The following is a 24497-nucleotide window of genomic DNA, read 5'->3' on the forward strand; positions in this document are numbered from 1 at the left end:
TGCCCTTTCATCTGTCCCCGAATATCCCGGGGGTGAGGCCGCAGGCCGAGGGGGCAGCGCCCCCTTACGCGGCGTCGAGCAGCCCACGGCCTTTCAGCAGCGCCTCTACGCCCGGCATCCGGCCGCGGAATTTCAGATACAGGGCTTCGGCCTCTTCGCTGCCCCCTGCGGACAGGATGAAGCGTTCCAGCCTCGCCGCCGTCTCTGCGTCGAAGGGATCGCCCGCCTCCTCGAAGGCCGCGAAGGCGTCGGCGTCCATCACCTCGGACCACATGTAGCTGTAGTAGCCCGCCGAATAGCCGTCGCCGCTGAACACATGCGCGAAATGCGGGGTGGCATGGCGCATCCGGATCGCCCGCGGCATCCCCAGGCCCTCCAGCACCTCGGCCTGTTTCTGCATCGGATCGGCCGGCGGCGCGCCGGTGTGGAACTCCAGGTCCACCAGCGCGCTTGCCACGAATTCCACCGTGGCAAAGCCCTGGTCGTAGGTCGCCGCCGCCAGCAGACGCTCCAGCATCTCGGCGGGCATCGCCTCGCCGGTCTCATGGTGCCGCGCATGGGCCTGCAGCACGGCGGGCACCTCCAGCCAGTGCTCGTAAAGCTGGCTCGGCAGTTCCACGAAATCGCGCGCAACCGAGGTGCCGCTGATGAAGCCATAGGTCACGTCGGACAGCATCTGGTGCAGCGCGTGGCCGAATTCATGAAACAGCGTGCGCGCGTCGTCATAGGACAAGAGGCACGGGTCACCCTTGGCGAAGTTGCAGACGTTCACCACGATGGGCCGCACCTCGCCGCCCAGCTTGCGCTGACTGCGCATCGCCGAACACCAGGCGCCCGAGCGCTTGGAGCCGCGGGCGAAGTAGTCGCCCAGGAACACCGCCCGATGGGCACCGCGGCGCGTCACCTCCCACCCGCGCACGTCGGGGTGGTAGAACGGCCCGTCGATCTCGCGGAACTCCAGCCCGAACAGGCGGTTGGCGCAGTCGAACATCGCCCCCAGCATGGCGTCGAGCGAGAGATACGGCTTCAACGCCGCCTCATCCAGGTCGTGCTCGGCGCGGCGGCGCTTTTCGGAATAGTAGCGCCAGTCCCAGGCCTCCAGCGGCCCCGTCAGCCCGTCCGCCTGCAGCATCGCCTCCAGCACCGTTGCATCCGCCAGCGCCTTCGCCCGCGCCGGCTGCCAGACCCGCATCAACAAATCGCGCACGGCGTCCGAGGTCTTGGCCATCTCGGGTTCCAGCTTGTAGGCGGCGAAATCCGGATAGCCCAGCAGCGCCGCCCGCTCCGCCCGCAAGGCCAGGGTTTCCGCCGCGATCCCGCGGTTGTCGGTCTCGCCGCCGTTGGCCCCGCGCCCCACCCAGGCCTCATAGGCCCGCTGCCGCAGCCCCCGGCGGGGCGAGAATTGCAGGAACGGCACGATCAGACTGCGGTTCAGCGTCACCACCGGCCCCAGACCGCGCTCGGCCCCGGCCGCCTGCGCCGTATCCACCACGAAGCCGGGCAAACCCTCCAGGTCGGCCTCGGCCAGCTCCATGAACCAGCCCCGCTCCTCGGCCAGCAGGTTCTGCGAAAACTGCGTCCCCAGCACCGCCAGCCGCGCCTTCACCGCGGTCAGCCGTTCGGCCGCCGCCCCCTCCAACGCCGCGCCCGAGCGGACGAACATCCGCCGATACAGCTCCAGCACCCGCAGCGCCTCGGCCCCCAGACCAAGGCCCTCGCGGCCCTGCCACAGCGCCTCAATCTTCGCAAACAGCGCCTTGTTGTTCGTCACCTCCGAGGAAAACGCGCTCATCTTCGGCGCCAGCTCCCGCTGCAGCGCCTCGCGCGCGTCGTTCGAATCCGCTCCGGCGAGGTTGTAGAACACCCCCGCCACCCGGTCCAAATCCGCCTCGGCCAGTTCCAGAGCCTCGATCACCTCGGCGAACCCCGTCCCCGGCCCCTCGGCAATCGCCCCGATCGCCACCCGCGCGCGCGCCAGCGCCTCATCGAAAGCCGGGGCGAAATCCTCATCGCGGACCTTTGCAAAGGGCGGCAGGCCGAAGGGCGTGTCCCAGGTCTGAAGCAATACGTTCATCGTGCAGTCTCCTTTGAGCGCAAGCTAGGCACCCCAGCCGGCAAGGTCTACCCCGCCTGCGGCAATTGCCCTTTTTGAAATACTCCACGGGGGTCCGGGGGTGTGAAACCCCCGGCCTTCGCCGTCAGTCTCGCCCGCGCGACCGCATCCGCGCCTCGAACCGGCGCAACACCAGGCTCAGCCCGATGGTCATGGTCAGGTAAATCAGCGCCGCCACGTTGTACGTCTCGAAATAGCGGAAGTTGCCCGTCGCGGTGACCTTGGCCAACTGCGCCACGTCGGAAATCCCCAGCACCGCCACCAGCGAGCTGTCCTTGACCATGGCCACGAAGTCGTTGCCCAGAGGCGGCAGGATCAGCCGGAACGCCTGCGGGAACCGCACCAGCCGGAAGCGTTGCCAGCCGTTCAGGCCCAGGGACATCGCCGCCTCGACCTGGCCCTTGTCCACCGCCTGCAGGCCGGCCCGGAAGATCTCGGCCAGAAAGGCCGAATAGGCCAGCATCAGCGCCAGCACCGCCCGCCACAGCAAGGGCACGTCGCGGGTGCGCCAGGCGTCCTCTCCGAACACCCAGTTCACCGCCGCGATCACTGCCGGTACCAGCGCGAAGGCCACGTACAACAGCAACACCAGGATCGGCACGCCGCGCATCACCTCGATGTAGAGCCGCGCCGCCTGGCGCAGCACCATGTGCCGTGACAGCCCCATCATCGCCAGCCCCAGCCCCATCAGGCAGGCGCCGACATAGGCCACCACTGACACGCCCACGGTGATCCAGATGCCCTTGGACAGCGCCTTCAGCGAGGCCCGGTAGACCTCGTCCGAGGCGACCTGCCAGAACAGGTAAAGGCCGGTGACCGCAAGGATCACCAGCCACCAGGGAAAGTCCTTCTCGGGCGTGTTCTGTGGCGCCATGCAGCGGCCCCGGGGGGTCAGGTCACCCCGGGGCCAGACCCTTTCACTGCCCCATCTTGTACTCGACGAACCACTTCTGGTTCAGCGCATCCAGGGTGCCGTCGGCCTTCATCGCCGCAATCGCCGCGTTGACCGGGGCCACCAACTCGCTGCCTTTCGGGAAGATGAAGCCGAAATCCTCGCTCGCCAGCGGCGCGCCGATGATCTTCAGCCCGCCCTCCGAGGCCGCAACATAGCCGTTCGCTGCCGTCGAATCCGACAGCGTCAGGTCCACGTCGCCCGCCTTCAGCGCCTCAAGCCCGGCGCCGAAGGTCTCGAACTTGATGATGCGGGGATTTTCCTCGTTGCCGTCCAGAATCTCGTAGACTGCCGCGTAGAACGGCGAGGTGCCGGGCTGGGCCGAGACCAAGAGTTCGGGAATGGCCGCAAAGGACGCCGCGTCGGTGAAGCGGGCCTCGTCCCCGCGCACGATCATCAGCATCTCGGACCGCATGTAGGGATCGCTGAAATCGACCTTCTCCTTGCGGTCGTCCTTGATGGTGATGCCGGTCATGCCGATGTCGTACTGGCCTTCCGACACCGAGGGGATCATCGCATCCCAGGATGAGTTCTCGTATTTCACCACCATGTTCAGACGCTTGGCGATTTCCGCCATGGCGTCGTATTCCCAGCCCACCGCCGCGCCGGAACTGTCCATGAACTGCAGCGGCGGATAGGCGTTCTCGGTGACGACGACCACCTCCTTGCCGCCCAGGTCGGGCAGGCCCTGGGCCAGGGCGGAAAGCGGCAGAAAGGTCAGCGCGGCGGCGCCAAGCATGGCGGTCAGTTTCATGGGTCAGGCTCCCGGTTGGTTTTGTCGCACTATGAGCATGGGTCCGCCGCGTTGCAAGCAAGGCCGCACCTGTGCGCCCGCGCACCAAACCCCAACGCGGGCGCGGAATTGCACCGAACCCATTGCAGCGCCATCTTGGACGCATCCCGCGCACCCCGGAGAGACCGATGAGCCCTCGCATGCCCACCTACTTCATCAGCCATGGCGGCGGCCCCTGGCCCTGGATGCCCGACTGGCGCGCGATGTTCGCAAATCTCGAGGCCAGCTTCGTGCAGATGGTGCGCGACCTGCCCGAACGGCCCAAGGCGATCCTGATGATTTCGGGGCACTGGGAGGATGACAGCTTCGCCGTGATGTCCGGCGCGCAGCCGCCGATGGTCTACGACTATTCGGGGTTCCCGCCCGAAACCTTCCAGATCAAGTACCCCGCCCCGGGCGCCCCCGCCCTGGCGCGCCGCGCGGCCGAGCTGATCGCCGCCGCCGGCCTGCCGGTGCGGCTGGATGACAAACAGGGCTTTGACCACGGCACCTTCGTGCCCGCCTATGTCATGTATCCCGACGCCAGCATGCCGGTGTTCCAGATTTCCCTGCGCCACGGCTACAGCCCGGTAGAGCACTTTGCCCTCGGCCGCGCGCTGGCGCCCTTGCGCGACGAAGCCGTGCTGATCGTCGGCTCGGGCCTGTCCTACCACAACCTGCGCCTGTTCGGCCCGGGGGCCAAGGTGCCCTCCGAAGCCTTCGACGCCTGGCTGGCCGAGACCATGGCCGCCGCCCCGGCCGAACGCACCGACCGCCTGACCCACTGGGAACGGGCCCCCTACGCCCGCACCTGCCACGCCCAGGAGGACCACTTCGTCCCGCTCTTCGCCGCCCTCGGCGCCGCCGAAGGCGAAGCGGCGCGCATGGTCTATCACGACAAGGACCTTTTCGGCGGCGTCACCGCCTCGAGCTACCGGATAGGTTAAGAGACCGATTTTTCGACGAAAAATCGAAACCGGCGCGCGACTTTCGCGGTCAGCTTTCGCCGCAGACCGGGCAACCTGGCCGCTTTTGCACCCCGATCACCCGCGTCTCGGCGTATAGCGCGTCGTGGATCATCAGCCGGCCGCGCAGCGGCTCGCCCGCGCCGGTGATCAGCTTCACCGCCTCCATCGCCATCATCGTGCCGATGATTCCCGGCAGGGGTGCTGCCACGCCGGCCTCGGCGCAGGTCGGCACCATGCCGGGCGCCGGCCGCACTGGAAACACGCATTCGTAGCAGGGCGCGCCGCGGGCAGGATCCCAGACCGAAAGCTGCCCTTCCCACTGGGTGATCGCCCCGGCGACCAGCGGCTTGGCCAGCTTCGCGCAGGTGCGGTTCACCAGGTAGCGGGTGCCGAAATTGTCGGTGCCATCCAGCACCAGGTCATACTCGGCCACCAACGCCTCGGCGATGTCATCCTGGAACCGCCGGTGATAGGGCCGAACCTCGACGAAGGGGTTCAGCGCCTTCATCGCGGCCTCGGCCGAGAACACCTTGGGCATTCCGATCCGCTCATCGGCATGGATGATCTGCCGCTGCAGGTTCGAACCTTCCACCGTGTCCGGGTCGATCACCCCGATCCTTCCCACCCCCGCCGCCGCCAGGTAGAGCAGCGCCGGAGACCCCAGGCCCCCAGCCCCCACCACCAGCACCTTCGCCGCCTTCAACCGCTTTTGCCCCGGCCCGCCGATCTCACGCAGAAGGATGTGGCGGGCGTAGCGGTCCAGTTCCGCCGGGCCGAAGCTGGCCCCGGGCGCCGGCACCGCTGCGGCCGGGGCCGACGCGGCCAAGGGCCTGGCCCGCGCCTTCAGGGCGGAAAACCCCAGCCGGTAGAGCGCCACCAGCGCGCCCAGCAGGCCGAAGACAAGCCAGCCATCGAAGGTCCCACCCACCGCGTCGATCAGCGTGTCGCTGGCGACCATCGGCAGATGCACGGCCATGATCGCCAGCCACCACAGCGCCGCCAGGGCCCAGACCGCCCAGGGCCGCCAGCGCAGCCATCGCCCCGCGCCCCAGAGCGCAGCAAAGCCGAAAAGCCCGATCATCGCGTCCCGGTCGAGCCGAAGCCGCCTTCACCCCGCGCCGTGGCCTCCAGCCGGTCGACCACCCCGAACAGCACCTGCACCACCGGCGCCACCACCGCCTGCGCGATCCGGTCGCCATGGCGGATGGTGTAGGGGACCGCGCCAAGGTTGACCAGCGCAACGCCCAACGGGCCGCGATAGTCGGCGTCGATGGTGCCCGGTGTGTTCGGCAGGGTGATGCCATGCCGGGTGGCCAGCCCCGAGCGCGGGCGGATTTGCATCTCGTACCCGTCCGGAATCGCCACCCGCAGCCCGGTCGGGCAGATCGCCCGCTGCATCGGCGCCAAGGTCAGGCCTGTGGCACGCTCGGCCTCGGGGAAGTTGGCGCACAGATCGGCGCCCGCCGCGCCCGCCGTCTGATAGGCGGGCAAGGGCAGGCTGCGGTCAGCCCAGTCCTCCCACAGTACCTGCACCACCGGGGTCATGCCAGCGCCTCGGCGATCCTTGCGGCCAGCTGGCGCGCCACCGCGTCCTTGGTCATCCGCGGCCAGGTCTCGGCGCCCGCCTCGGTGATCAGCGTCACCGCGTTCTCGGTCCCACCCATGATGCCGGTGCCGGGAGAGACGTCATTCGCCACCATCCAGTCGCAGCCCTTGCGCAGCCGCTTGGCCTTGGCATGGGCCAGCACATCCGTCGTCTCGGCGGCAAAGCCCACCACCAGCCGGGGCCGCGGCGCACCCTTTGCGACTGTCGCCAGAATGTCCGGGTTCTCGGCGAACTCCAGCGCCGGCGCGCGCCCCGAGCCGTCCTTCTTCATCTTCTGCCCGGCGGTGTTGGCCACCCGCCAGTCGGCCACCGCCGCCGCCATCACCGCCGCATCCGCCGGAAGCGTGGCCAGCACCGCCGCCAGCATCTCGGCCGCCGTCTCGACCCGGACCACCGCCACCCCCGCGGGCGCGGGCACGACGGCCGGCCCGGTGACGAAGGTCACCCGTGCGCCCAGATCGCGCAGCGCCGCCGCCAACGCCGTACCCTGCGCGCCCGAGGATCGGTTGGCGATGTAGCGCACCGGGTCGATCGGCTCATGCGTCGGCCCGGATGTCACCAGCACATGCCGCCCCGCCAGCGGCCCGCCGCCCAAGGCGGCCTCGATGGCGGCGAAGATCGCCCCGGGTTCCGCCATCCGGCCCGGCCCGTATTCGCCGCAGGCCATCTCGCCCTCGTCCGGGCCCACCGTCAGCACGCCGTCGCCGCGCAGGGTGGCCAGGTTGCGCTGCGTCGCCGGATGCGTCCACATCCGCACGTTCATCGCCGGCGCCAGCAGCACCCGCTTGTCGGTGGCCAAAAGCAGGGTCGAGGCGAGGTCATCCGCCCGCCCCGATGCCATCTTGGCCATCAGGTCCGCGGTAGCGGGCGCCACCACCACAAGGTCCGCCGCGCGGGACAGCTGGATGTGGCCCATCTCGGCCTCATCGCCCAGGTCGAACAGGTCCTGGTGCAGCTTCTCGCCCGCCAGCGCCGTCAGCGACAAGGGCGTCACGAACTCCCCCCCGGCCCGCGTCAGCACCGGAGACACCGTCGCTCCGGCCTTCTTCAGCAGCCGCACCAGTTCCAGCGCCTTGTAGGCCGCGATGCCGCCGCCGACGATCAGAAGAATACGCTTGCCTGCCAGCATGATCCGTCCCTGCCTTGCTGCCCGGACGTTAGGACCCGGCGCGCGCAAACTCAACCGCCTGCGCGGGACGCCGGGCCTGGGCGCGGAATTCGAAGTCGAATTCCGTCCACGATTTCCGACTTCGGAAATCGGTTCCTTGCTTGACCCTCAGCCCTGGAACGCCAGACAGGGGTCTTCGCGCGGGGCCGGGGCGGTCAGGTTCACCGCGTCAAAAGGGGCGTCCGGGCCGGGGTCCGCCTCGACCTGGCCCAGCGCCCAGACCGTCACGCCGGGCGCGGCCGCGGCGATCAGCGCCGGGATGCCCTGATCCTTGCGCGCGTGCCCTGTGCCGGTGATCACCACCACCGGGGTCAGGCCCCGCTCGACCGCCGCCACCGCGGCCGCCGCCATCGCCTGGTCACGCAACCGTTGCGCCTCGACCATGCCCGGCAACAGCGTGGCCGGCAGCGCGCTGCAATGCGCCTCCTGTTGCTCGGCCTCGCGCGTGGCCTGGTCCTCGGGCGGCAGGGGGCCCAGGGCCCAGAGCGCCGCTGCCTCTGGCCCGACCACCGCGGCAGCCCCTTCCTTCACCGCGCGGGAAAGCCTGTCCTTCGGCACCGCCGCGCCGATCATTTCAGCCCCTCCTGCCGCCAGGACGATCGGATGATACATCGCGAAATCCGGCCAGCCCGATGCTTGCCAGCCCAGCGCCTCGGCCAGGGCGCCGGCATCTGCCCGGTCCACGCCCACCGCGGCCAGCAGTTGCGCCGGGGTCAGCATTTCCCAGACCACCGCCTGCGGCGCAAGATCCGCCACCAGACGGGCCTGCTCGGCATGGTGGGCGGCATTGTCGTGCACCTCTCCCAGCACGTAGACCTGAACTCCGGCTGGCGGGATGACTTGCGCAGGCGCGGCCGACGCGGCCGACGCGGCCGCAAGGGCAACCAGGAATGCGATGAACCTCATGCGAAGAAGTGTTGCACCTCGCGCGACTGCGCTTCAAGGCTGCGCCGCAGCTTGACGAAGGCAGCGGCCTCCAGCTGCCGCACCCGTTCTTTCGACAGCCCCAGTTCCTCGCCCAGCGATTCCAGCGTCCGCGGCTCATCCTTCAACTTGCGCTCGGCCACGATGAAGCGTTCGCGCTGGTTCAGCCCCTCCATCGCCCGGCTCATCCAGACCCTCAGCTGCGCCCCATCGTGCGAGGCCTCGACCTGCTCTTCCGCCTGCGGGCCCTCGTCCTCCAGCGCCTCGATCCATTCGCGGCCATCCTCGTCCGCCGACTGCACCGCGTTCAAAGAGAAGTCGGACCCCGACAGCCGGCCCTCCATCATTTCCACATCGCCCACCGGCACGCCGATTTCCGCGGCCACCATCTGGCGCAGGCGCAACTGGTCCAGCGCCTCGCCCCGCTCGGCGGCCTCGCGCTCAAGCTTGGCCTGCACGCGCTTGAGGTTGAAGAACAGCGCCTTCTGGCTGCTGGTCGAGCCGGTCCGCACCAGCGACCAGTTGCGCATCACATAATCCTGGATGCTGGCCTTGATCCACCACACGGCATAGGTCGAAAACCGTACGCCCCGCTCGGGGTCGAACTTGTCGGCCGCCTTCATCAGGCCAAGGCTGGCCTCCTGGATCAGGTCGTTCATCGGCGCGCCGTAGCGGCGGAACTTCGCCGCCATGCTGACCGCCAGCCGCATATAGGCCGTGATCAGCCGGTGCAGCGCGCGCTCGTCGCGGTGGTCACGCCAGGCCCGGGCCAGCCGAAGCTCGGTCTCCGCATCCAGCAGTTCGGCCCGCATCGCTTGGCGCGGCAACCGAAAATCGCTATATCCGTCTAGCGCCATGACAACCCCCACCCTGGTGCCTGCGCGGCACTTCTGCCGACGTCTCCAGGCTTTTTACGCAAGGCCCCTGTGACCGGATCACCCAAGTCCCCGCAATTCCCGCTGCCACCCCTGACCCTGGTCACCGGAGGCGCGCGGTCCGGCAAATCCCGCTTTGCCGAAGGCCTCGCCCGCGCCTCGGGCCTGCCCCGCCGCTACCTTGCCACCGCCCAGGCCTTCGATGCCGAGATGGCCCAACGCATCGCCCGCCACCGCGACGACCGCGGCACGGGCTGGGAAACCGTCGAGGCCCCGCTTGACCTGTGTCCCGCGCTGGCCGCCGCGGCCGCCGACAGCGTGACCCTGATCGACTGTGTAACGCTCTGGCTGACCAACCACATGCTCGCCGGCCACGACCTGCAGGCCCAGGCCGACATGCTTTTCTCCAGCCTCGCCGCCTGCCGCGGCAAGGTCATTGTCGTCTCCAACGAAGTCGGCTGGGGAATCGTTCCCGAAAATGCCCTTGCCCGCGCCTTCCGTGACGAACAGGGCCGGCTGAGCCAGCGGCTGGCGGCAGAGGCGGGCCTTGTGGTGGCGGTGATCGCGGGCCTGCCGCTGGCGCTGAAGGGCCGCTTGCCGTGACCCGGCTCTGGCTGGTCCGCCACGGGCCGACGCATGCGACCGGCATGGTCGGCTGGTCCGACCTGCCCGCCGACCTGTCGGATACCGACGCGCTGGCCCGGCTGAACGCCCACCTTCCGGCCGACGCGCCCGTCGTCTCCTCCGACCTGACCCGCGCTGTCACCACCGCCGATGCCCTGTCCCCCCGTCGCCGCCTGCCGCATGACCGCGACTGGCGCGAGCTGAACTTTGGCCGATGGGAACTGCGCCGCTGGGACGAGGTCGAGGATCAGGCCCGCGCCCGCGCCTTCTGGGACGATCCGGGCGACACCTGCCCCCCCGGCGGCGAAAGCTGGAACGCGCTGACCGCCCGCGTCACCGCCGCCATCGACCGGCTGGCCGCGCACCCCGAGGTGATCGTCGTCGCCCATTTCGGCCCCATCCTCGCCGCCCTGCAATTGGCCGAAGGCCTGACCCCCGCCGCCGCCTTCACCCACCGGATCGAGCCGCTTTCGGTCACCTGCCTTGACCTTGGCCCCGCCCCGCGTGCCATGGCGATCAATCATCGCCCGTGATGCCACCGTTCAGCATTCCGCGCTTTTCCCTTGCCCTGCCGCCGCCTACCCTGCCGGTGCCTCAAAGGACGGAACCATGACCTATACCCTCGTGATCGGCGACCGCGGCTATTCCAGCTGGTCCCTGCGCGGCTGGCTGCTGTTCGATGCCTTCGGCATACCGGTGCAAACCGTGCAGGCGCGGCTGTACACCGACGAACTGCCCAACCTTCTCAAGCAGTTCCCCCCGGCCCGCACCGCCCCCACCATGCGCACCCCGGCCGGGACCGTGGTGCCCGAATCCCTGGCCATCGCCGAGGAGCTGGCCTCGCGCCATCCGCAGGCCAGGCTCTGGCCCGCCGACCCAGAGCACCGCGCCGTGGCGCGCGCGCTGTCCGCCGAGATGCACGCCGGTTTCACCGCGCTGCGCAACCATTGCCCGATGAACCTGCGCGTCAGCTACACCGACTGCGCACCACCGCCCGAGGTGCTGGCCGACCTTGCCCGGCTGGAAACCGTCTGGGCCTGGGCGCGGCAGGCGACCGGGTCGCAAACCCCCTGGCTCTGCGGCGCCTATTCCGCCGCCGACGTATTCTTCGCCCCGGTGGCGGCGCGGGTCGCCGGCTACAACCTGCCGGTCGGGCCGATGGCCATGGCCTACGTCGCCGCCCACCTCGCCCAGCCGTCGTTCCGCCGCTGGCGCGCGATGGGCCTGGTCGATGGCCCCGACCAGGACTTCTACCGCCGCGACTACCCCCGCCGCGCCTGGCCCGGCCCGGTGCCGCTGCCCGCAACGCCCGTCGAAGGCACCGCCGCAGAAAACGCCGCCTGCCCCTATTCCGGCAAGCCGGTGACCCATGTGCTGGAACTGTCCGGCCGGCGCTTCGGCTTTTGCAACGCCTTCTGCCGTGACAAGACCGTGGCCGACCCCGAGGCCTGGCCCGCTTTCATGGCCCTGGTCCGGGGCGAGCAGACCGGATAGGCCCGCGTTTACCTTTCCCTAACCATTTGCACGCTATCGGTTAACCAAGGTTAAGCGAGGCAGACATGGTGGCACGGGCCTATACGGTGGCCTTCGAGGGGGTCGAAGCGCGCATCGTCGAGGTGCAATGCGCCGTCTCGGCCGGCAGCGCCGCCTTCAACCTTGTCGGTTTGCCCGACAAGGCCGTCTCAGAGGCCAAGGAACGCGTCCGCGCCGCCCTTCAGGCGCTGACGATCGCGCTGCCGAACCGGCGCATCACCGTCAACCTGTCTCCGGCGGACATGCCCAAGGAAGGCAGCCACTTCGACCTGCCCATCGCATTATCGCTGCTGGCGGCACTGGACATCATCCCCAGGGACGAGATCGAGCACACGGTCGCCCTTGGCGAACTGTCCCTCGACGGCCGCCTGATGCCGGTCCTGGGCGCTCTTCCCGCCGCGATGGCCGCCGCGGAAGCGGATCGCGGCCTGCTGTGCCCTCGCGCCTGCGGGGCCGAGGCCGCCTGGGTGGGCGCCACCGAGGTGCTCGCCGCCGGCTCGCTGGACGAGGTGGTTCGCCACTACACCGGCCAGCAGCCGCTGCATGCCGCCGAAGCCGGCGAAGTCGCGGCCCCGCCGCCGGGCCGCGACCTGCGCGAGGTCAAGGGCCAGGAACGCGCCAAGCGCGCGCTCGAGATCGCCGCCGCCGGCCGCCACCACCTGTTTCTTGTCGGCCCGCCTGGCTCGGGCAAGTCGATGCTGGCCGCCCGACTGCCTGGACTGCTGCCGCCGCTGTCACCCGCCGAAGCGCTGGAAACCTCGATGATCCACTCGCTGTCGGGCCTGCTCAGCGAAGGCGGCATTTCCCGGCAGCGTCCGTTCCGCGAACCCCACCACACCGCCTCGATGGCCGCCATCGTCGGCGGCGGCCGGGGCGCGAAACCCGGCGAGATCAGCCTGGCCCACAACGGCGTGCTGTTCCTGGACGAGTTCCCCGAATTCCCCCGGACCGTGCTGGAGACGCTTCGCCAACCCCTCGAAACCGGCGAGGTCATGGTCGCCCGCGCCAATGCCCACATCCACTACCCCTGCCGCTTCCTGCTGGTCGCTGCCGCCAACCCGTGCAAATGCGGCTACCTGACCGATCCCGCCCGCGCCTGCGGTCGCGCGCCGATCTGCGGCGAAGACTACCTCGGCCGCATCTCGGGCCCGCTGATGGACCGGTTCGATCTGCGCATCGAGGTGCCCCCCGTCGCCTACACCGACCTCGACCTGCCGGCCTCGGGCGACACCTCCGCCACCGTCGCCGCCCGCGTGGCGCAAGCCCGCGCCGTCCAGCAGGCGCGCTTCCAGGACCACCCCAATCTGCGCGTCAATGCCGACATGGAAGGCGCGCTGCTTGAGCAGACCGCCTCCCCCGACGCCGAAGGCCGGGCGCTGCTGACCCGGGTTGCCGAACGCATGGGCCTCACCGCCCGCGGCTACCACCGGGTTCTCCGCGTTGCCCGCACCATCGCCGATCTCGACGGGTCAGCGACGGTGCGCCAACCCCACATCGCCGAAGCGATCAGCTATCGCCTGACCCTGGGGCCGAAATCCTGACCTGCAGGCCGCCCACCATGGCCAAGCCCCGGCGCCGCGCCCCGAACCGCTCCCCGAAAGCGCGGCTCTAGCGCGCCCGCTTCGCCTCGATCACCTGCCAGATCCGCGCGGCCGTGTTGGTGCCGTCGAACCGCTCCAGCTCCTGGATGCCGGTCGGCGAGGTCACGTTGATCTCGGTCAGCCAGTCGCCGATCACGTCGATGCCGACGAAAACCTGGCCCTTTTCCCGCAACACCGGGCCGATGGCGGCGCAGATTTCGCGGTCCCGCTCGGTCAGCCCCACCTTCTCGGGCCGCCCGCCGGCATGCATGTTCGACCGCGTCTCGCCGGCCTGCGGCACCCGGTTGATCGCGCCCACCGGCTCACCATCGACCAGGATCACCCGCTTGTCGCCGTTTTCCACCGCCGGCAGGAACTTCTGCACGATCAAGGGCTCGCGGCTCATCGAGGTGAACAACTCGTGCAGGGCCGAAAGGTTGCGGTCGTTCGGGTCGAGCCGGAACACGCCGGCGCCGCCATTGCCGTAAAGCGGCTTCAGGATGATGTCGCCATGCCGCGCCTTGAACGCCCGGATGGTGGCCAGGTCGCGGGCAATGGCGGTCGGCGGGGTCAGATCGGGAAAGCGCAGCACCAGGAGCTTCTCGGGCGAATTGCGCACCCAGAACGGATCGTTCACCACCAGCGTCTGCGGATGGATCATCTCCAGCAGATGCGTCGTGGTGATGTAGCCCATGTCGAACGGCGGGTCCTGCCGCAGCCAGACCACGTCCATCCCGGCCAGGTCCACCTCGCGCTCGGGGCCGAAACTGACATGGTTGCCGGCTTCGCGCCGCAGCTCGATGTCCCAGCCCCGCGCCACCACCCGACCCTCGACAAAGGCCAGCCGGTCGGGCGTGTAATAGAACAGGCGATGCCCCCGCGCCTGCGCTTCAAGACCAATTCGAAACGTCGAATCGGCGTCGATGTTGACTGACCCGATCGGGTCCATCTGCAGGGCGACGTTGAGCGGCATCGCATACTCCGGTTTCGGCACCGCCCCTTCTTGGCGCAGGACGCAGCCGGATGCAAACCGCCTCAGTCGAGCCAGAGATTCTCAGTGATCTCGATGCGCCCGCCCCGGTCGACCAGGGCCAGGTCGATGCGAACATCGGTCTGCTGCCCCAGGGGTTCGCCGTCGATGAAATCGGCCACGGTCCGGACGATTCGCTCATGCTGGGTGCGGGTGAAATACTCTGCCGCGATGGCGTGGGTCGCCGCGGATTTGACTTCGACGAAAACCACCGTCGCTCCGTCCCGGACCACCAGGTCGACTTCGCCCGAGGCCCCGCGCCAGCGGCGCGCGGCGACCGCCAGTCCGCGCGCTGCATAGTGCCGCGCCACGGCATCTTCGGCCGCTTGTCCGGACAGATGCGCCCGCAGTCCGCGGTCGGCGCGGCGCTGGCGTTCGGGGCTTTCGCAGACGAAATCGAAGGGCATCGGTCCAACCTTGGGGCGGCAGAGGCTATCGTTCGGCCAGATCGAGCGCCATCCGGTAGGCGTCCTTGCGTGGCACCCCCAGATGATGCGCCACTTCGGCTACTGCTTCCTTAACGCTCATGGTTTTCAGGGCGTTGGTCAGCGCCGCCCTCACCTCGTCGGCGGTCGCCGCGCGGTCGGGCGCCCGTGCGATCACCAGGACGATTTCGCCTTTCGGTTCAGCGCCTTGCAATTCCTCGGCCAGGTTGAGAAGCCTGCCCCTCCGAATTTCTTCATGGCGTTTCGTCAGTTCCCGGCACAGCGCCGCAGGCCGGTCAGGACCGAACACCCGCGCCATTTCCGCCAGGGTGCGCGCCACCCGCCGGGGCGATTCGTAGACCACCAGGGTTGCCGGCACCGTCGCCAGGTCGGCCAGGTATCTTGCCCGATCCCCCGCCGCCGTCGGCACAAAGCCTGCGAACAGGAAGCGGTCGGTCGGCAGGCCCGACAGGGTCAGCGCCGCCAGCACCGCCGAGGCACCGGGCACCGCATGCACCGGCTGCCCGGCCGAGACCGCCGAGCGGACCAGCGTGAAACCCGGGTCCGAGATCAGCGGCGTGCCGGCCTCCGAGGCATAGGCGACCGACTTGCCCGCCTGCAGCGCCGCCAGCATCCGCTCGGCCGCTTCGGCCTCGTTGTGGTCGTGGCAAGCGATCAGCGGGCGCTTTCCCACCGCGAGGCCATGGATTTCCATCAGGTGCCGCAGGGTGCGCGTGTCTTCGGCCATCAGCACGTCGGCGCCGGCCAGCACGTCCAGCGCCCGCAGCGTGATGTCGCGGGCGGCGCCGATCGGCGTCGCCACCAGATGCAGCCCCGGCGGGATCGTGCCGGAAACCGGGCGGGCATCGGCCGCACCGTTCATCGGCCACGTCCCGGCAAGTTTACTTCGCATTGGGAAACAACTAACGTGACCACTGTCGCTGCGCCTTCTCTGCCAAAGGACGTTTTCATGTTGTCCGCAATGCTTCGGGCCCGCAAGTCCTTGGGCCGCCTGTTTCTTGTCTTCCTCGGCCTGCTCGTCGCGGCCTGCGTTCCGGGTGGCGGGCCGTTGTCCGGGGCGCAGCAGGGCGGGCCGGGCAACGTCCAGGTCGCGCTTCTGGTGCCGGGCGGCTCGGGCCAGTCCAGCGACGCCGTGCTGGCAAGCAGCCTTGAGAACGCCGCCCGGCTGGCGGTGGCCGACCTTTCCGGGGTGGGAATCGACCTGCGCGTCTACCCGACCGGAGGCCAGCCCGGCCAGGCCGTCGCCGCGGCCCAGCAGGCCGCTGACGAGGGCGCCCAGGTCATCCTTGGCCCGGTTTTCGCCGAGGAAGCCAATGCGGTCGGCGTGGCGATGGCCGCGCGCGGGCTGTCGGTCCTGGCTTTCTCGAACAACCCGGCCATCGCCGGCGGCAATGTCTTCGTGCTGGGCCCGACCTTCGACAACACCGCCCGGCGGCTGGCCTCCCATGCGGTGCGGGCCGGCAAGGGCCAGGTGATGATCGTCCACGACCGCAACACCGCGGGCGAGTTGGGCCGCGACGCAATCCAGCGCGGCGTGGCCGCGGCGGGCGGCTCGGTGGTGGCGGTCTCGTCCTACGAATTCTCGCAAAGCGGCGTGTCCGGGGCCGCCCCGGGCATCGTGCAGACCGCCAAGGCCAAGGGCGCCACCGCGATGTTCCTGACCGCAGACACCGCCGGGGCGCTGCCGCTGCTCAGCCAGCTGCTGGCGGACAACGGGCTTGACACCGGCGCCACCAAGTTCATCGGGCTGACCCGCTGGGACATTCCGGCCCAGACGCTGGGCCTGCCCGGGGTGCAGGGCGGCTGGTTCGCGCTGCCCGATCCCGGCCTTTATGCCCAGTTCCAAAGCCGTTACCAGTCGGCCTACGGTGCCGCGCCGCATCCGATTGCGGGGCTGGCCTATGACGGCATCGCCGCCATCGGCGCGCTGGCCCGCCAGGGGCGCGACTTCTCGCCGGGCTCGCTGACGCAAGGGTCCGGCTTCGCCGGGGTCTCGGGCATCTTCCGCTTCCGCGCCGACGGCACCAACGAACGCGGTCTTGCCATTGCCGAAATCCGCAACAACCAGGTCGTGGTGATTGACCCCGCTCCCCGCAGTTTCGCCGGCGCCGGCTTCTGACGCCTCCCGGGCGCCGACCCGGCCAGCCCTCCACCAGGGGCCGCTCGCCGGGCGGCCCCTTCTGGTGCCCGCCACCGAGATCGTCGACCCGCACGCGCTGGCTGCGGCGATCCTGGCCGAGGTGCACGGCGCCGAACCGATCGAGCCGCGCGCCGCGCGCGGCATCGCCGTGCGCCACCTGACGACGGCCCGCGCTGCTGCCAACGCCCGCCTCGCCACGGCCTTTGCGGCCCACCCGCTTGAGGCGCGCGCGATGGTCACCGCCCAGGCCCACCTGACCGACGGTCTGGTCACCACCGCCTTCGCCGTGGCCCAGGCGTTGCACCCCTTGCACAACCCGACCGAGGCCGAGCGCATCGCCATCCTCGCCGTCGGCGGCTATGGCCGCGCCGAGATGGCACCACACTCCGACGTCGATCTGCTGTTCCTGACGCCGTGGAAGATCACCCCCTGGGCGGAATCGGTGATCGAGTCGCTGCTCTACATCCTGTGGGACCTCAAGCTGAAGGTCGGCCATTCCAGCCGCACCGTCGCCGACTGCATCCGCCTGGCGCGCGACGACATCACCATCCGCACCGCGCTTCTGGAACACCGCTTCATCGCCGGCTACGACCCCCTCGCCACCGATCTGGCCGACCGGCTGTGGGGCGAGCTGTTCCGCACCACCGGCCCGCAGTTCATCGAGGCCAAGCTGGTCGAGCGGGCCGAACGCCACCGCCGCCAGGGCGGCCAGCGCTATGTGCTGGAACCGAACGTCAAGGAAGGCAAGGGCGGCCTGCGCGACCTGCAGACCCTGTACTGGATCGGCAAGTATCTGCACCGCAGCCCCACCGCCGAGGGCCTGGTCGCCGCCGGCCTGTTCTCGGCCGAGGAATTCGCCACCTTCACCCGGGCCGAGGATTTCCTCTGGGCCGTCCGCTGCCACCTGCACCTGGTTACCGGGCGGGCCACCGACACGCTGACCTTCGACCTGCAACCCGAAGTCGCCACCCGCATGGGCTATGCCGACCAGGGCGGCCGCCGCGCGGTTGAAATCTTCATGCAGGACTACTTCCGCCACGCCACCCGCGTCGGCGAACTGACCCGCGTCTTCCTGGCCGAACTGGAAGCCCGCCACGCCAAACGCGAGGCCAGCCTCTTCGGCATCTTCAAGCGCACCAAACGGGTGAAATCCGGCTACACTCTGGTTCAGGGCCGGCTTGACCTCAAAGACCCCAAGGATTTCCTCAAGGACAAGCTGAACCTGCTGCGGGTGTTCGAGGAAGGCCTGCGCACCGGTTATCTTGTCCACCCGAACGTGCTGCGCCTGCTGTCCACCAACCTCTGGCGCATCGACGACGACCTGCGCGAGAACCCCGAGGCCGCGCGCATCTTCCTGGACACGCTGTTGAAACACGGCAACCCGGAACGCCCGCTGCGGCGGATGAACGAGATCGGCGTGCTGGCCGCCTTCATCCCCGAATTCGAACCCATCGTCGCGATGATGCAGTTCAACGTCTACCACCACTACACGGTTGACGAACACATCATCCAGACCATCAGCATCCTCGCGCAGATCGAACGCGGCGAACTGGTCGAAGACCTGCCGCTGTCGTCCTCGATCCTCAAGGCAGGGGTGAACCGCCGCGTCCTCTACATCGCGCTTCTGTTGCACGACATCGGCAAGGGCCGCCCCGAGGATCACTCGATCCTCGGCGCCCAGATCGCCCGCCGGGTCTGCCCGCGCCTGGGGCTGACCGAGGAGGAAAGCGAAACCGTCGAATGGCTGGTGCGCTATCACCTGCTGATGTCGGACATGGCGCAAAAGCGCGACCTGGGCGACCCGCGCACCGTGCGCGACTTCGCCAAGGCGGTGAAGACCCGCAAGCGGCTGGACCTCTTGACCGTCCTTACCGTCTGCGACATCCGCGGCGTCGGCCCGGGCACCTGGAACAACTGGAAGGCCATGCTGCTGCGGCAGTTGCACAAGCTGACCGCCGAGGCGCTGGAAGGCGGGCTGGAAACCCTGAACCGAGAGAACCGCGAAGACGAGGCCAAGCGCGCCCTGCGCGAGCGGCTGTCCGGCTGGGACGCGAAAGATCTGCGGCATGAACTGGCACGCCACTACGCGCCCTACTGGCAGGGCCTGTCCACCGACACCCACGCCGTCTTTGCCCGCCTGCTGCGCGGCATCGGCACCGACGAGATCCGCATCGACCTGCACCCCGACGACGACCGCGACGCGACGCGGGCATGCTTTGCCCTGGCCGACCACCCCGGCATCTTCTCGCGGCTGGCCGGCGCGCTGGCGCTGGTCGGGGCCAACGTCCGCGACGCCCGCACCTACACCTCCAAGGACGGCTACGCCACGCCGGTCTTCTGGGTCCAGGATGCCGAGGGCAAGCCCTACGAGGCCGCCCGCCTGCCGCGCCTGACCCAGATGATCGACAAGACACTGAAGGGCGAGGTCATCGCCCGCGACGCCCTGAAAGACCGCGACAAGGTGAAGAAGCGCGAGCGCGAGTTCCGCTTTCCCACCCACATCATGTTCGACAACGAAGGGTCCGAGATCTACACGATCATCGAGGTCGACACCCGCGACCGGCCCGGCCTGCTGTATGACCTGACCCGTACGCTGGCCAGTTCCAACATCTCCATTGTCTCGGCGGTGATTGCCACCTATGGGGCGCAGGTGGTGGACACCTTCTATGTGAAAGACATGTTCGGCCTGAAACTGCACCAGAAGCTGAAGCAGGAAACCCTGGAGAAGAAGTTGCGCCAGGCCATCATCGAAGGCGCCGAACGGGCGCGGGCGCAGGGCTAGGCCGGGGGCATGAAACCGATCCGCCTGCTGACCGGCTTTCTGACCGTCGGCTTCTGGACGCTGCTCAGCCGGATCATGGGCTTTGTGCGCGACATCCTGATGGCCAACTACCTGGGCTCGGGCCCGGTGGCCGAGGCCTTTCTGGTGGCGCAATCGCTGCCCAACATGTTCCGCCGCTTCTTCGCCGAAGGCGCCTTCAACATGGCCTTCGTGCCAATGTTCGCGAAAAAGCTGGAAGGGCATGAGGACGCAGAGACCTTCGCCCGCGATGCCTATTGGGGCATGGCGGGGGTGCTGATCGTCTTCACCCTGATCGGCATGGCCGCGATGCCCTGGCTGGTGCTGGCCATGGCAGCGGGCTTTCTGGGCGATCAACGCTATGACCTGGCGGTCACCCTGGGCAACATCGCCTTTCCCTACATCCTGTTCATCTCGTTGACCGCGCTCCTGTCGGGTGTGCTGAACGCGATGGGCCGGTTCCTGGCCACCTCGGCCGTGCCGATCCTGCTGAACGCGGGGCTTGTGCTGGGGATGATCCTCGCCCACCGCCTGCAATGGGACATGGGCCGCGCGCTGGCCTGGTCGGTGGCGCTGTCCGGCGTGGCGCAGCTCTTCTTCACCTGGATCGCGGTGCGCCGCATGGGCCTGCGGCTGCCGTTCCGCTGGCCGACGCTGACGCCCGACCTGAGGCGCCTGGCCATCATCGCCGCCCCCGCCGTGTTGGCCGGCGGCGTGGTGCAGATCAACCTGATCGTCGGCCGCCAGGTCGCCAGCGCGACCGAAGGCGCCATCGCCTGGCTGTCCTACGCCGACCGGCTGTATCAACTGCCCCTCGGCGTGGTCGGCATCGCCATCGGCGTGGTGCTGCTGCCCGACCTTTCCCGCCGCCTGCGCGCCGGCGACGGCCCCGGCTCGCGCAATTCCTTCAACCGCGGGACCGAGTTCGCGCTTCTGCTGACCGTGCCCGCCGCGGTGGCCCTGGTGGTGATCGCCTATCCGCTGATCTCGGTCCTGTTCCAGCGCGGCGCCTTCGGTGCGACCGACACGGCGAACACCGCCATGGCGCTGGCCGCCTATGGCGCCGGCCTGCCGGCCTTCGTGCTGCACAAGGTGCTGCAGCCGCTCTACTATGCGCGCGAAGACACGCGCCGGCCGTTCTATTACGCGGTGATCTCGATGGCGGTGAATGCCGCCATCGCCATCGGCCTGATGCCGCTGATCGGCTTCCTTGCCGCTGCCATCGCCACCTCTGCCGCGGCCTGGGTCATGGTCTGGCAACTCTGGCGCGGGTCCCGCGCGATGGGCGACGCGGCGCGTTTCGACGACCGCTTCCGCCACCGCCTGCCGCGCATCGTTCTGGCCTCGACGGTGATGGGGGCCGTGCTCTGGGGCCTGGCGCAGGTCATGTCGGGCTGGCTGGCGGCACCGGGCGCGCGGTCGCTGGGCCTGCTGGTCCTCTGTTCGGCCGGCATCGTCACCTACTTCGGCATCGCCGCCGTCCTCGGCGCGATGAGCCTGCCGGAGCTGAAATCCGTCCTGCGCCGCAACCGCAACGGCAAGTCCTGATCCTTACCGGTCGCGCAGCCGCGCCCGCACCCGGCTCCAGCCCCCCGGGCTGACGACGAAACTCAGCACGAACCCGGTCGCGAACCCCGCCAGCTCGGCCACCCAACCGAAGCCGCCACCGAACAGCAGCCCGAACACCAGCTGGATCGCCAGCAGCATCCCGATCAGGGTGAACGCCCGGAACTGGCTGGTGCCAGTGCCGGCCAGCCGCACCCAGATCAGGAAGGTGAAGGCCCCGATCAGCCCGTAGTTGCCCGGAAACGCCCCGATCAGCACCCCCCGTTCGCCTGGCAACAGCGCCGTGTAGACCAGTGCGCCCACGATGCAGGCGCCGAAGAACACCGCCAGCACCGCCCACCAGCGGAACACCTCGCCCACCATCTTGCCCAGCGCCAGCAAGAGGACCACCCCGAACAGCGCCCCGGTGAAATCCGGATGCACGAAGGCATAACTCAGCAGCCGGTGCAGCCCGTTCAGCGGCCAGACCCCGGTCTCCCAGAAATACCGCATCAGGTCGGGCACATAGGCGAACCGCTCGACCGCCTGCAGCCGCCAGCCGATGCCCCCGGCCCCCCCCACCAGCCCGCGGTCGGCCAGTTGCAGAACCAACTCCATCGCGATCATCGGCAGTGCCATCACCCAGACCACCACCGGCAGCGGGTTCAGCGGAGGGGCGTTGCGGTCCTGCAGGTTCATGCCGTATCTCCCTTGGGGGTGTGCGCCCTTGCGCCGTTGACGCCCCTTGCCCCATCGTCTACCCCCGACCCGCCGGATTTTCCAGACGGAGCCCCCATGACCGCCACCTTCGCCCCCCGCATCTTCTCGGGCATCCAGCCTTCGGGCGGCCTGACGCTGGGCAATTACCTGGGCGCGCTCAAACGCTTCGTCGAAAAGCAGGATGAGGGGATCGAGACGATCTACTGCCTTGTCGACATGCACGCCATCACCGTCTGGCAAGACCCCGAAAAGCTGCGCCAGCAGACCCGCGAAGGGGCCGCCGCCTTCATCGCCGCCGGCATCGACCCGGCGCGCTCGATCCTGTTCAACCAAAGCCAGGTCTCGGGCCACGCCGAGCTGGGCTGGATCTTCAACTGCGTCGCCCGCATGGGCTGGATGAGCCGGATGACGCAATGGAAGGACAAGGCCGGCAAGAACGCCGAGGCGCAAAGCCTTGGCCTGTTCGCCTATCCCTCGCTGATGGCCGCCGACATCATGCTTTACCACGCCACCATGGTCCCGGTGGGCGAAGACCAGAAGCAGCACCTGGAACTGACCCGCGACATCGCGATCAAGTTCAACAACGACTTCGGCGTCGATTTTTTCCCGGTGGTGGAACCCCTGATCGAAGGCGTCGCCACACGCGTAATGAGCTTGCGCGACGGCACCAAGAAGATGTCGAAGTCCGACCCCAGCGACCAGAGCCGGATCAACCTGACCGACGACGCCGACACCATCGCCCAGAAGATCCGCAAGGCCAAGACCGACCCCGAACCCCTGCCCGGGCATCTTGAAGGCCTGAAGGACCGCCCCGAGGCGCGCAATCTGGTCAACATCTACGCCGCCCTGTCGGGCCAGCCTGCCGCCGCCGTGGTGGCGGAATTCGCCGGCGCGCAGTTCGGCGCCTTCAAGCCCAAGCTGGCCGATCTTGCCGTGGCCAAGCTCTCGCCCATCACCACCGAGATGAACCGGCTGATGAAGGACCCCGCCGAGATCGACCGCATCCTTGGCCAGGGCGCCGACCGCGCCGCCGCCATCGCCGAGCCGATCCTGGAGCGGACCTTTCAGATCACCGGCATGATCCGCTCGCGCCGCCGGGGGTGATGCGCTGCTTGGGCCAGCGGATCGGGCGGGCGGCGCTGACCGCCGTTCTGGCCGCGTCGCTGGTGCTGGCCGGCTGGTCCGCCCTGCGGATCATCCGCGACCCGCTGCTCCAGCCCTTCGCCGACCGCACGGCAGACGAATTCGTCGCCGCGCTGGACCGCCAGCTTGCCCGGACAACCACGCCCGACCTCGTGGCCGACCGGCTGCGAACCCTGCTGGCCGAAACGCCTCGCAACTGGATCGCCATCGACGCGGTCACAGAGATCGCCACCGACCGCGCCATCGTCCTGCCAGCCGACCTGATCGCCGCGCGACAGGCCGCCTGGGATCAGGACCACGGTTATTTGCATTCCGCGGGCGCCTGCGTCGTCTGCACCCTGAACGCGGCGCGCTGCACCATCCAGTTGGCGCTGATCTGCAATACCCCTGTCGCACTGACTCCGATCGGTGACCTGATCGGCATCGGCAGGGCGGGCTACGCTGCAGCTTCTGGCACTGAGGTCGACCGCATCGACTTCGCGCTTTCGGCCATCGGGCTGGGCGCGACCCTGGCCCTTGCGGCAACCGGCGGCACATCGCTGACGTTGAAGGCCGGCGCCTCGCTGCTGAAGCTGGCCCGCAAGATGCGGCTGCTGTCCCCCCGCCTGATGGCCCTGATCGCCGACGCGGCACAGCGCGGCATCCGCTGGGAACGGGCGGCGCAGTGGGACAGCCTGACCGACCCCGCGCGCCTGCTGAACGTCGCTGCCGTGGCGCCGGTGGCGGCTGTCGCCTCGGACCTGGGCCGGATCAACCACGCGCTGGACACCACGCGCACGCTGCACCTGATGCGCTACATCGACGGGCCGGACGATGCCCGTCACCTTGCGGATGCGGCCCAGGTGCTGGGTCCGCGGTCCGTGGGCATGATCGAGGTGCTCGGGAAATCCCGGTTCCTCCGAGCCGCCGTGCGCTGGACGGACGAAGCCCTGGCGCTGGTCGCCGGGATCGTCGGGCTGCTGGTCTCACTCGGCATGGCGCTGGCATCGGCGTTGCAGGGCCTGATCGCCCGGCGCCTGCGCCGCGCCCTGCGCCAACCCTCGCGCTGAGAATGCCGAGTCTGTCATGCGGCTGAATCCTTTGCGCCCTAGGGTCGGCCTCGTGCGGGCGGGCCTGTCCCCTTCCCCAGCCTCCGGGCCAGCCCCTGGCCCCAAGGCCCCCGCCCCCTTTCGCCCCCGTGTGCCCCCTCGCACGGGGGCGCCCTTTTTCCCGGACCTCGCGCCACCCCTTGCAAGATGCTGACCGGGCAGAGCCAATTTGCCGGCTGTGGCTCGCCACCGGAGTTGGCACAGAATGACACCAGAGTTGGCAGCAGGCGCCAAAGTGTGGGCAGGCCCCGTGTCGCTTGAGCCCCGCTCAGACCAGCGCCGCTGCACGTTGATGGGCCTCGGTTTCCGAGATGGAGAGTCTATCTGCGGCATGTCCGGCATCAGCACCCATGGAACAGTTTGGCGTGATTGCGTGGCGGAGGGTTTGCGGCTCATCTTGACCCCACATGGAGGTGGAGATGAGAAAGAACCTCGTGACGACGAAGGCGCCTGCCGAACAGGTCGTGAAG

General features: G+C 69.0%; 23 protein-coding genes. 10 read left to right on the plus strand and 13 right to left on the minus strand.

Annotation, left to right across the window (positions count from 1 at the left end):
- Nucleotides 1–64 precede the first annotated feature (64 nt).
- From LHP98_RS12760 to LHP98_RS12770, 3 genes are all read right to left on the minus strand, one after another.
- Nucleotides 65–2074, minus strand: a complete 2010-nt coding sequence (locus LHP98_RS12760) for a M3 family metallopeptidase (protein ID WP_227252906.1) — start codon at nt 2072–2074, stop codon at nt 65–67.
- A gap of 124 nt (nt 2075–2198) precedes the next feature.
- Nucleotides 2199–2987 carry an amino acid ABC transporter permease gene (locus LHP98_RS12765; RefSeq protein WP_227252907.1) on the minus strand — a complete coding sequence of 263 codons (789 nt, stop codon included), beginning with the start codon at nt 2985–2987 and terminating at the stop codon, nt 2199–2201.
- A gap of 43 nt (nt 2988–3030) precedes the next feature.
- Nucleotides 3031–3819: a transporter substrate-binding domain-containing protein gene (locus LHP98_RS12770; protein ID WP_227252908.1), complete on the minus strand. Its 789-nt coding sequence runs from the start codon at nt 3817–3819 to the stop codon at nt 3031–3033.
- A 167-nt stretch (nt 3820–3986) separates the two neighbouring features.
- Between LHP98_RS12770 and LHP98_RS12775 the strand changes: the two genes are divergently transcribed.
- On the plus strand, nt 3987–4784 hold the full coding sequence (locus tag LHP98_RS12775) for a DODA-type extradiol aromatic ring-opening family dioxygenase (protein WP_227252909.1): 798 nt from the start codon (nt 3987–3989) through the stop codon (nt 4782–4784).
- 49 nt (nt 4785–4833) lie between these two features.
- Here LHP98_RS12775 and LHP98_RS12780 read toward each other — a convergent pair whose 3' ends face one another.
- From LHP98_RS12780 to LHP98_RS12800, 5 genes are all read right to left on the minus strand, one after another.
- Nucleotides 4834–5886 carry a HesA/MoeB/ThiF family protein gene (locus tag LHP98_RS12780; RefSeq protein WP_227252910.1) on the minus strand — a complete coding sequence of 351 codons (1053 nt, stop codon included), beginning with the start codon at nt 5884–5886 and terminating at the stop codon, nt 4834–4836.
- Nucleotides 5883–6350, minus strand: a complete 468-nt coding sequence (gene dut, locus LHP98_RS12785; RefSeq protein WP_227252911.1) for a dUTP diphosphatase — start codon at nt 6348–6350, stop codon at nt 5883–5885. The genes LHP98_RS12780 and dut overlap by 4 nt, the downstream gene beginning before the upstream one ends.
- A complete protein-coding gene (gene coaBC / locus LHP98_RS12790) occupies nt 6347–7540 on the minus strand; it encodes a bifunctional phosphopantothenoylcysteine decarboxylase/phosphopantothenate--cysteine ligase CoaBC (RefSeq protein WP_227252912.1) in 1194 nt (397 codons plus the stop codon). The genes dut and coaBC overlap by 4 nt, the downstream gene beginning before the upstream one ends.
- A gap of 147 nt (nt 7541–7687) precedes the next feature.
- Complete coding sequence (locus LHP98_RS12795) at nt 7688–8485, minus strand: ChaN family lipoprotein (RefSeq protein WP_227252913.1); 798 nt, start codon at nt 8483–8485, stop codon at nt 7688–7690.
- Nucleotides 8482–9360 carry an RNA polymerase factor sigma-32 gene (locus tag LHP98_RS12800; protein ID WP_227252914.1) on the minus strand — a complete coding sequence of 293 codons (879 nt, stop codon included), beginning with the start codon at nt 9358–9360 and terminating at the stop codon, nt 8482–8484. The genes LHP98_RS12795 and LHP98_RS12800 overlap by 4 nt, the downstream gene beginning before the upstream one ends.
- A gap of 69 nt (nt 9361–9429) precedes the next feature.
- Here LHP98_RS12800 and cobU point away from each other — a divergent pair, with 69 nt between their 5' ends.
- From cobU to LHP98_RS12820, 4 genes are all read left to right on the plus strand, one after another.
- Complete coding sequence (gene cobU, locus LHP98_RS12805; protein WP_227252915.1) at nt 9430–9981, plus strand: bifunctional adenosylcobinamide kinase/adenosylcobinamide-phosphate guanylyltransferase; 552 nt, start codon at nt 9430–9432, stop codon at nt 9979–9981.
- Nucleotides 9978–10535: a histidine phosphatase family protein gene (locus LHP98_RS12810; RefSeq protein WP_227252916.1), complete on the plus strand. Its 558-nt coding sequence runs from the start codon at nt 9978–9980 to the stop codon at nt 10533–10535. Before cobU ends, LHP98_RS12810 begins: the two co-directional genes overlap by 4 nt.
- A 76-nt stretch (nt 10536–10611) precedes the next feature.
- A complete protein-coding gene (locus tag LHP98_RS12815; protein ID WP_227252917.1) occupies nt 10612–11496 on the plus strand; it encodes a glutathione S-transferase in 885 nt (294 codons plus the stop codon).
- A gap of 65 nt (nt 11497–11561) precedes the next feature.
- Entirely contained in the window at nt 11562–13076 is a 1515-nt protein-coding gene (locus LHP98_RS12820) for a YifB family Mg chelatase-like AAA ATPase (protein WP_227252918.1), read from the plus strand.
- Between the two features lie 67 nt (nt 13077–13143).
- Here the strand turns inward: LHP98_RS12820 and gshB are convergent, their stop codons facing one another.
- The 3 genes from gshB to rsmI form a co-directional block, all read right to left on the minus strand.
- A complete protein-coding gene (gene gshB, locus LHP98_RS12825; RefSeq protein ID WP_227252919.1) occupies nt 13144–14088 on the minus strand; it encodes a glutathione synthase in 945 nt (314 codons plus the stop codon).
- A 62-nt stretch (nt 14089–14150) separates the two neighbouring features.
- Nucleotides 14151–14552, minus strand: a complete 402-nt coding sequence (locus tag LHP98_RS12830; RefSeq protein ID WP_227252920.1) for a YraN family protein — start codon at nt 14550–14552, stop codon at nt 14151–14153.
- A gap of 25 nt (nt 14553–14577) precedes the next feature.
- Nucleotides 14578–15453: a 16S rRNA (cytidine(1402)-2'-O)-methyltransferase gene (gene rsmI, locus LHP98_RS12835; protein ID WP_227252921.1), complete on the minus strand. Its 876-nt coding sequence runs from the start codon at nt 15451–15453 to the stop codon at nt 14578–14580.
- A gap of 87 nt (nt 15454–15540) precedes the next feature.
- Between rsmI and LHP98_RS12840 the strand changes: the two genes are divergently transcribed.
- From LHP98_RS12840 to murJ, 3 genes are read left to right on the plus strand one after another with little or no spacing between them, the layout of a single operon-like run.
- Nucleotides 15541–16710: a penicillin-binding protein activator gene (locus LHP98_RS12840; protein WP_227252922.1), complete on the plus strand. Its 1170-nt coding sequence runs from the start codon at nt 15541–15543 to the stop codon at nt 16708–16710.
- The gene (locus LHP98_RS12845) at nt 16670–19513 is read left to right on the plus strand and encodes a [protein-PII] uridylyltransferase (RefSeq protein WP_413687709.1); all 2844 of its coding nucleotides are present in this window, start codon (nt 16670–16672) and stop codon (nt 19511–19513) included. The genes LHP98_RS12840 and LHP98_RS12845 overlap by 41 nt, the downstream gene beginning before the upstream one ends.
- A gap of 9 nt (nt 19514–19522) precedes the next feature.
- Entirely contained in the window at nt 19523–21079 is a 1557-nt protein-coding gene (gene murJ, locus LHP98_RS12850) for a murein biosynthesis integral membrane protein MurJ (protein ID WP_227252924.1), read from the plus strand.
- 3 nt (nt 21080–21082) lie between these two features.
- Here the strand turns inward: murJ and LHP98_RS12855 are convergent, their stop codons facing one another.
- The gene (locus LHP98_RS12855; RefSeq protein WP_227252952.1) at nt 21083–21769 is read right to left on the minus strand and encodes a rhomboid family intramembrane serine protease; all 687 of its coding nucleotides are present in this window, start codon (nt 21767–21769) and stop codon (nt 21083–21085) included.
- 102 nt (nt 21770–21871) lie between these two features.
- Here LHP98_RS12855 and trpS point away from each other — a divergent pair, with 102 nt between their 5' ends.
- The gene (trpS, locus tag LHP98_RS12860; RefSeq protein ID WP_227252925.1) at nt 21872–22900 is read left to right on the plus strand and encodes a tryptophan--tRNA ligase; all 1029 of its coding nucleotides are present in this window, start codon (nt 21872–21874) and stop codon (nt 22898–22900) included.
- Complete coding sequence (locus LHP98_RS12865; protein WP_227252926.1) at nt 22900–23988, plus strand: hypothetical protein; 1089 nt, start codon at nt 22900–22902, stop codon at nt 23986–23988. Before trpS ends, LHP98_RS12865 begins: the two co-directional genes overlap by 1 nt.
- A 307-nt stretch (nt 23989–24295) precedes the next feature.
- Here the strand turns inward: LHP98_RS12865 and LHP98_RS12870 are convergent.
- Nucleotides 24296–24497: hypothetical protein (locus LHP98_RS12870; RefSeq protein WP_227252927.1), on the minus strand; the 202-nt coding region annotated here is incomplete at its 5' end.

Origin of the sequence: Rhodobacter sp. Har01, from assembly GCF_020564565.1 — a bacterium.
Taxonomy (GTDB): domain Bacteria; phylum Pseudomonadota; class Alphaproteobacteria; order Rhodobacterales; family Rhodobacteraceae; genus Pseudogemmobacter.

What these genes read in the sequence shown, in the direction of transcription:
- LHP98_RS12830 (WP_227252920.1), bottom strand. Translation starts at nt 14,552, where the DNA reads ATGCCCTTCGATTTCGTCTGCGAAAGCCCCGAACGCCAGCGCCGCGCC.
- LHP98_RS12770 (WP_227252908.1), bottom strand. Translation starts at nt 3,819, where the DNA reads ATGAAACTGACCGCCATGCTTGGCGCCGCCGCGCTGACCTTTCTGCCG.
- LHP98_RS12815 (WP_227252917.1), top strand. Translation starts at nt 10,612, where the DNA reads ATGACCTATACCCTCGTGATCGGCGACCGCGGCTATTCCAGCTGGTCC.
- LHP98_RS12795 (WP_227252913.1), bottom strand. Translation starts at nt 8,485, where the DNA reads ATGAGGTTCATCGCATTCCTGGTTGCCCTTGCGGCCGCGTCGGCCGCG.
- coaBC (WP_227252912.1), bottom strand. Translation starts at nt 7,540, where the DNA reads ATGCTGGCAGGCAAGCGTATTCTTCTGATCGTCGGCGGCGGCATCGCG.
- murJ (WP_227252924.1), top strand. Translation starts at nt 19,523, where the DNA reads ATGAAACCGATCCGCCTGCTGACCGGCTTTCTGACCGTCGGCTTCTGG.
- LHP98_RS12765 (WP_227252907.1), bottom strand. Translation starts at nt 2,987, where the DNA reads ATGGCGCCACAGAACACGCCCGAGAAGGACTTTCCCTGGTGGCTGGTG.
- trpS (WP_227252925.1), top strand. Translation starts at nt 21,872, where the DNA reads ATGACCGCCACCTTCGCCCCCCGCATCTTCTCGGGCATCCAGCCTTCG.
- LHP98_RS12780 (WP_227252910.1), bottom strand. Translation starts at nt 5,886, where the DNA reads ATGATCGGGCTTTTCGGCTTTGCTGCGCTCTGGGGCGCGGGGCGATGG.
- LHP98_RS12760 (WP_227252906.1), bottom strand. Translation starts at nt 2,074, where the DNA reads ATGAACGTATTGCTTCAGACCTGGGACACGCCCTTCGGCCTGCCGCCC.
- gshB (WP_227252919.1), bottom strand. Translation starts at nt 14,088, where the DNA reads ATGCCGCTCAACGTCGCCCTGCAGATGGACCCGATCGGGTCAGTCAAC.
- LHP98_RS12865 (WP_227252926.1), top strand. Translation starts at nt 22,900, where the DNA reads ATGCGCTGCTTGGGCCAGCGGATCGGGCGGGCGGCGCTGACCGCCGTT.
- LHP98_RS12820 (WP_227252918.1), top strand. Translation starts at nt 11,562, where the DNA reads ATGGTGGCACGGGCCTATACGGTGGCCTTCGAGGGGGTCGAAGCGCGC.
- LHP98_RS12800 (WP_227252914.1), bottom strand. Translation starts at nt 9,360, where the DNA reads ATGGCGCTAGACGGATATAGCGATTTTCGGTTGCCGCGCCAAGCGATG.
- LHP98_RS12840 (WP_227252922.1), top strand. Translation starts at nt 15,541, where the DNA reads ATGTTGTCCGCAATGCTTCGGGCCCGCAAGTCCTTGGGCCGCCTGTTT.
- dut (WP_227252911.1), bottom strand. Translation starts at nt 6,350, where the DNA reads ATGACCCCGGTGGTGCAGGTACTGTGGGAGGACTGGGCTGACCGCAGC.
- LHP98_RS12775 (WP_227252909.1), top strand. Translation starts at nt 3,987, where the DNA reads ATGAGCCCTCGCATGCCCACCTACTTCATCAGCCATGGCGGCGGCCCC.
- rsmI (WP_227252921.1), bottom strand. Translation starts at nt 15,453, where the DNA reads ATGAACGGTGCGGCCGATGCCCGCCCGGTTTCCGGCACGATCCCGCCG.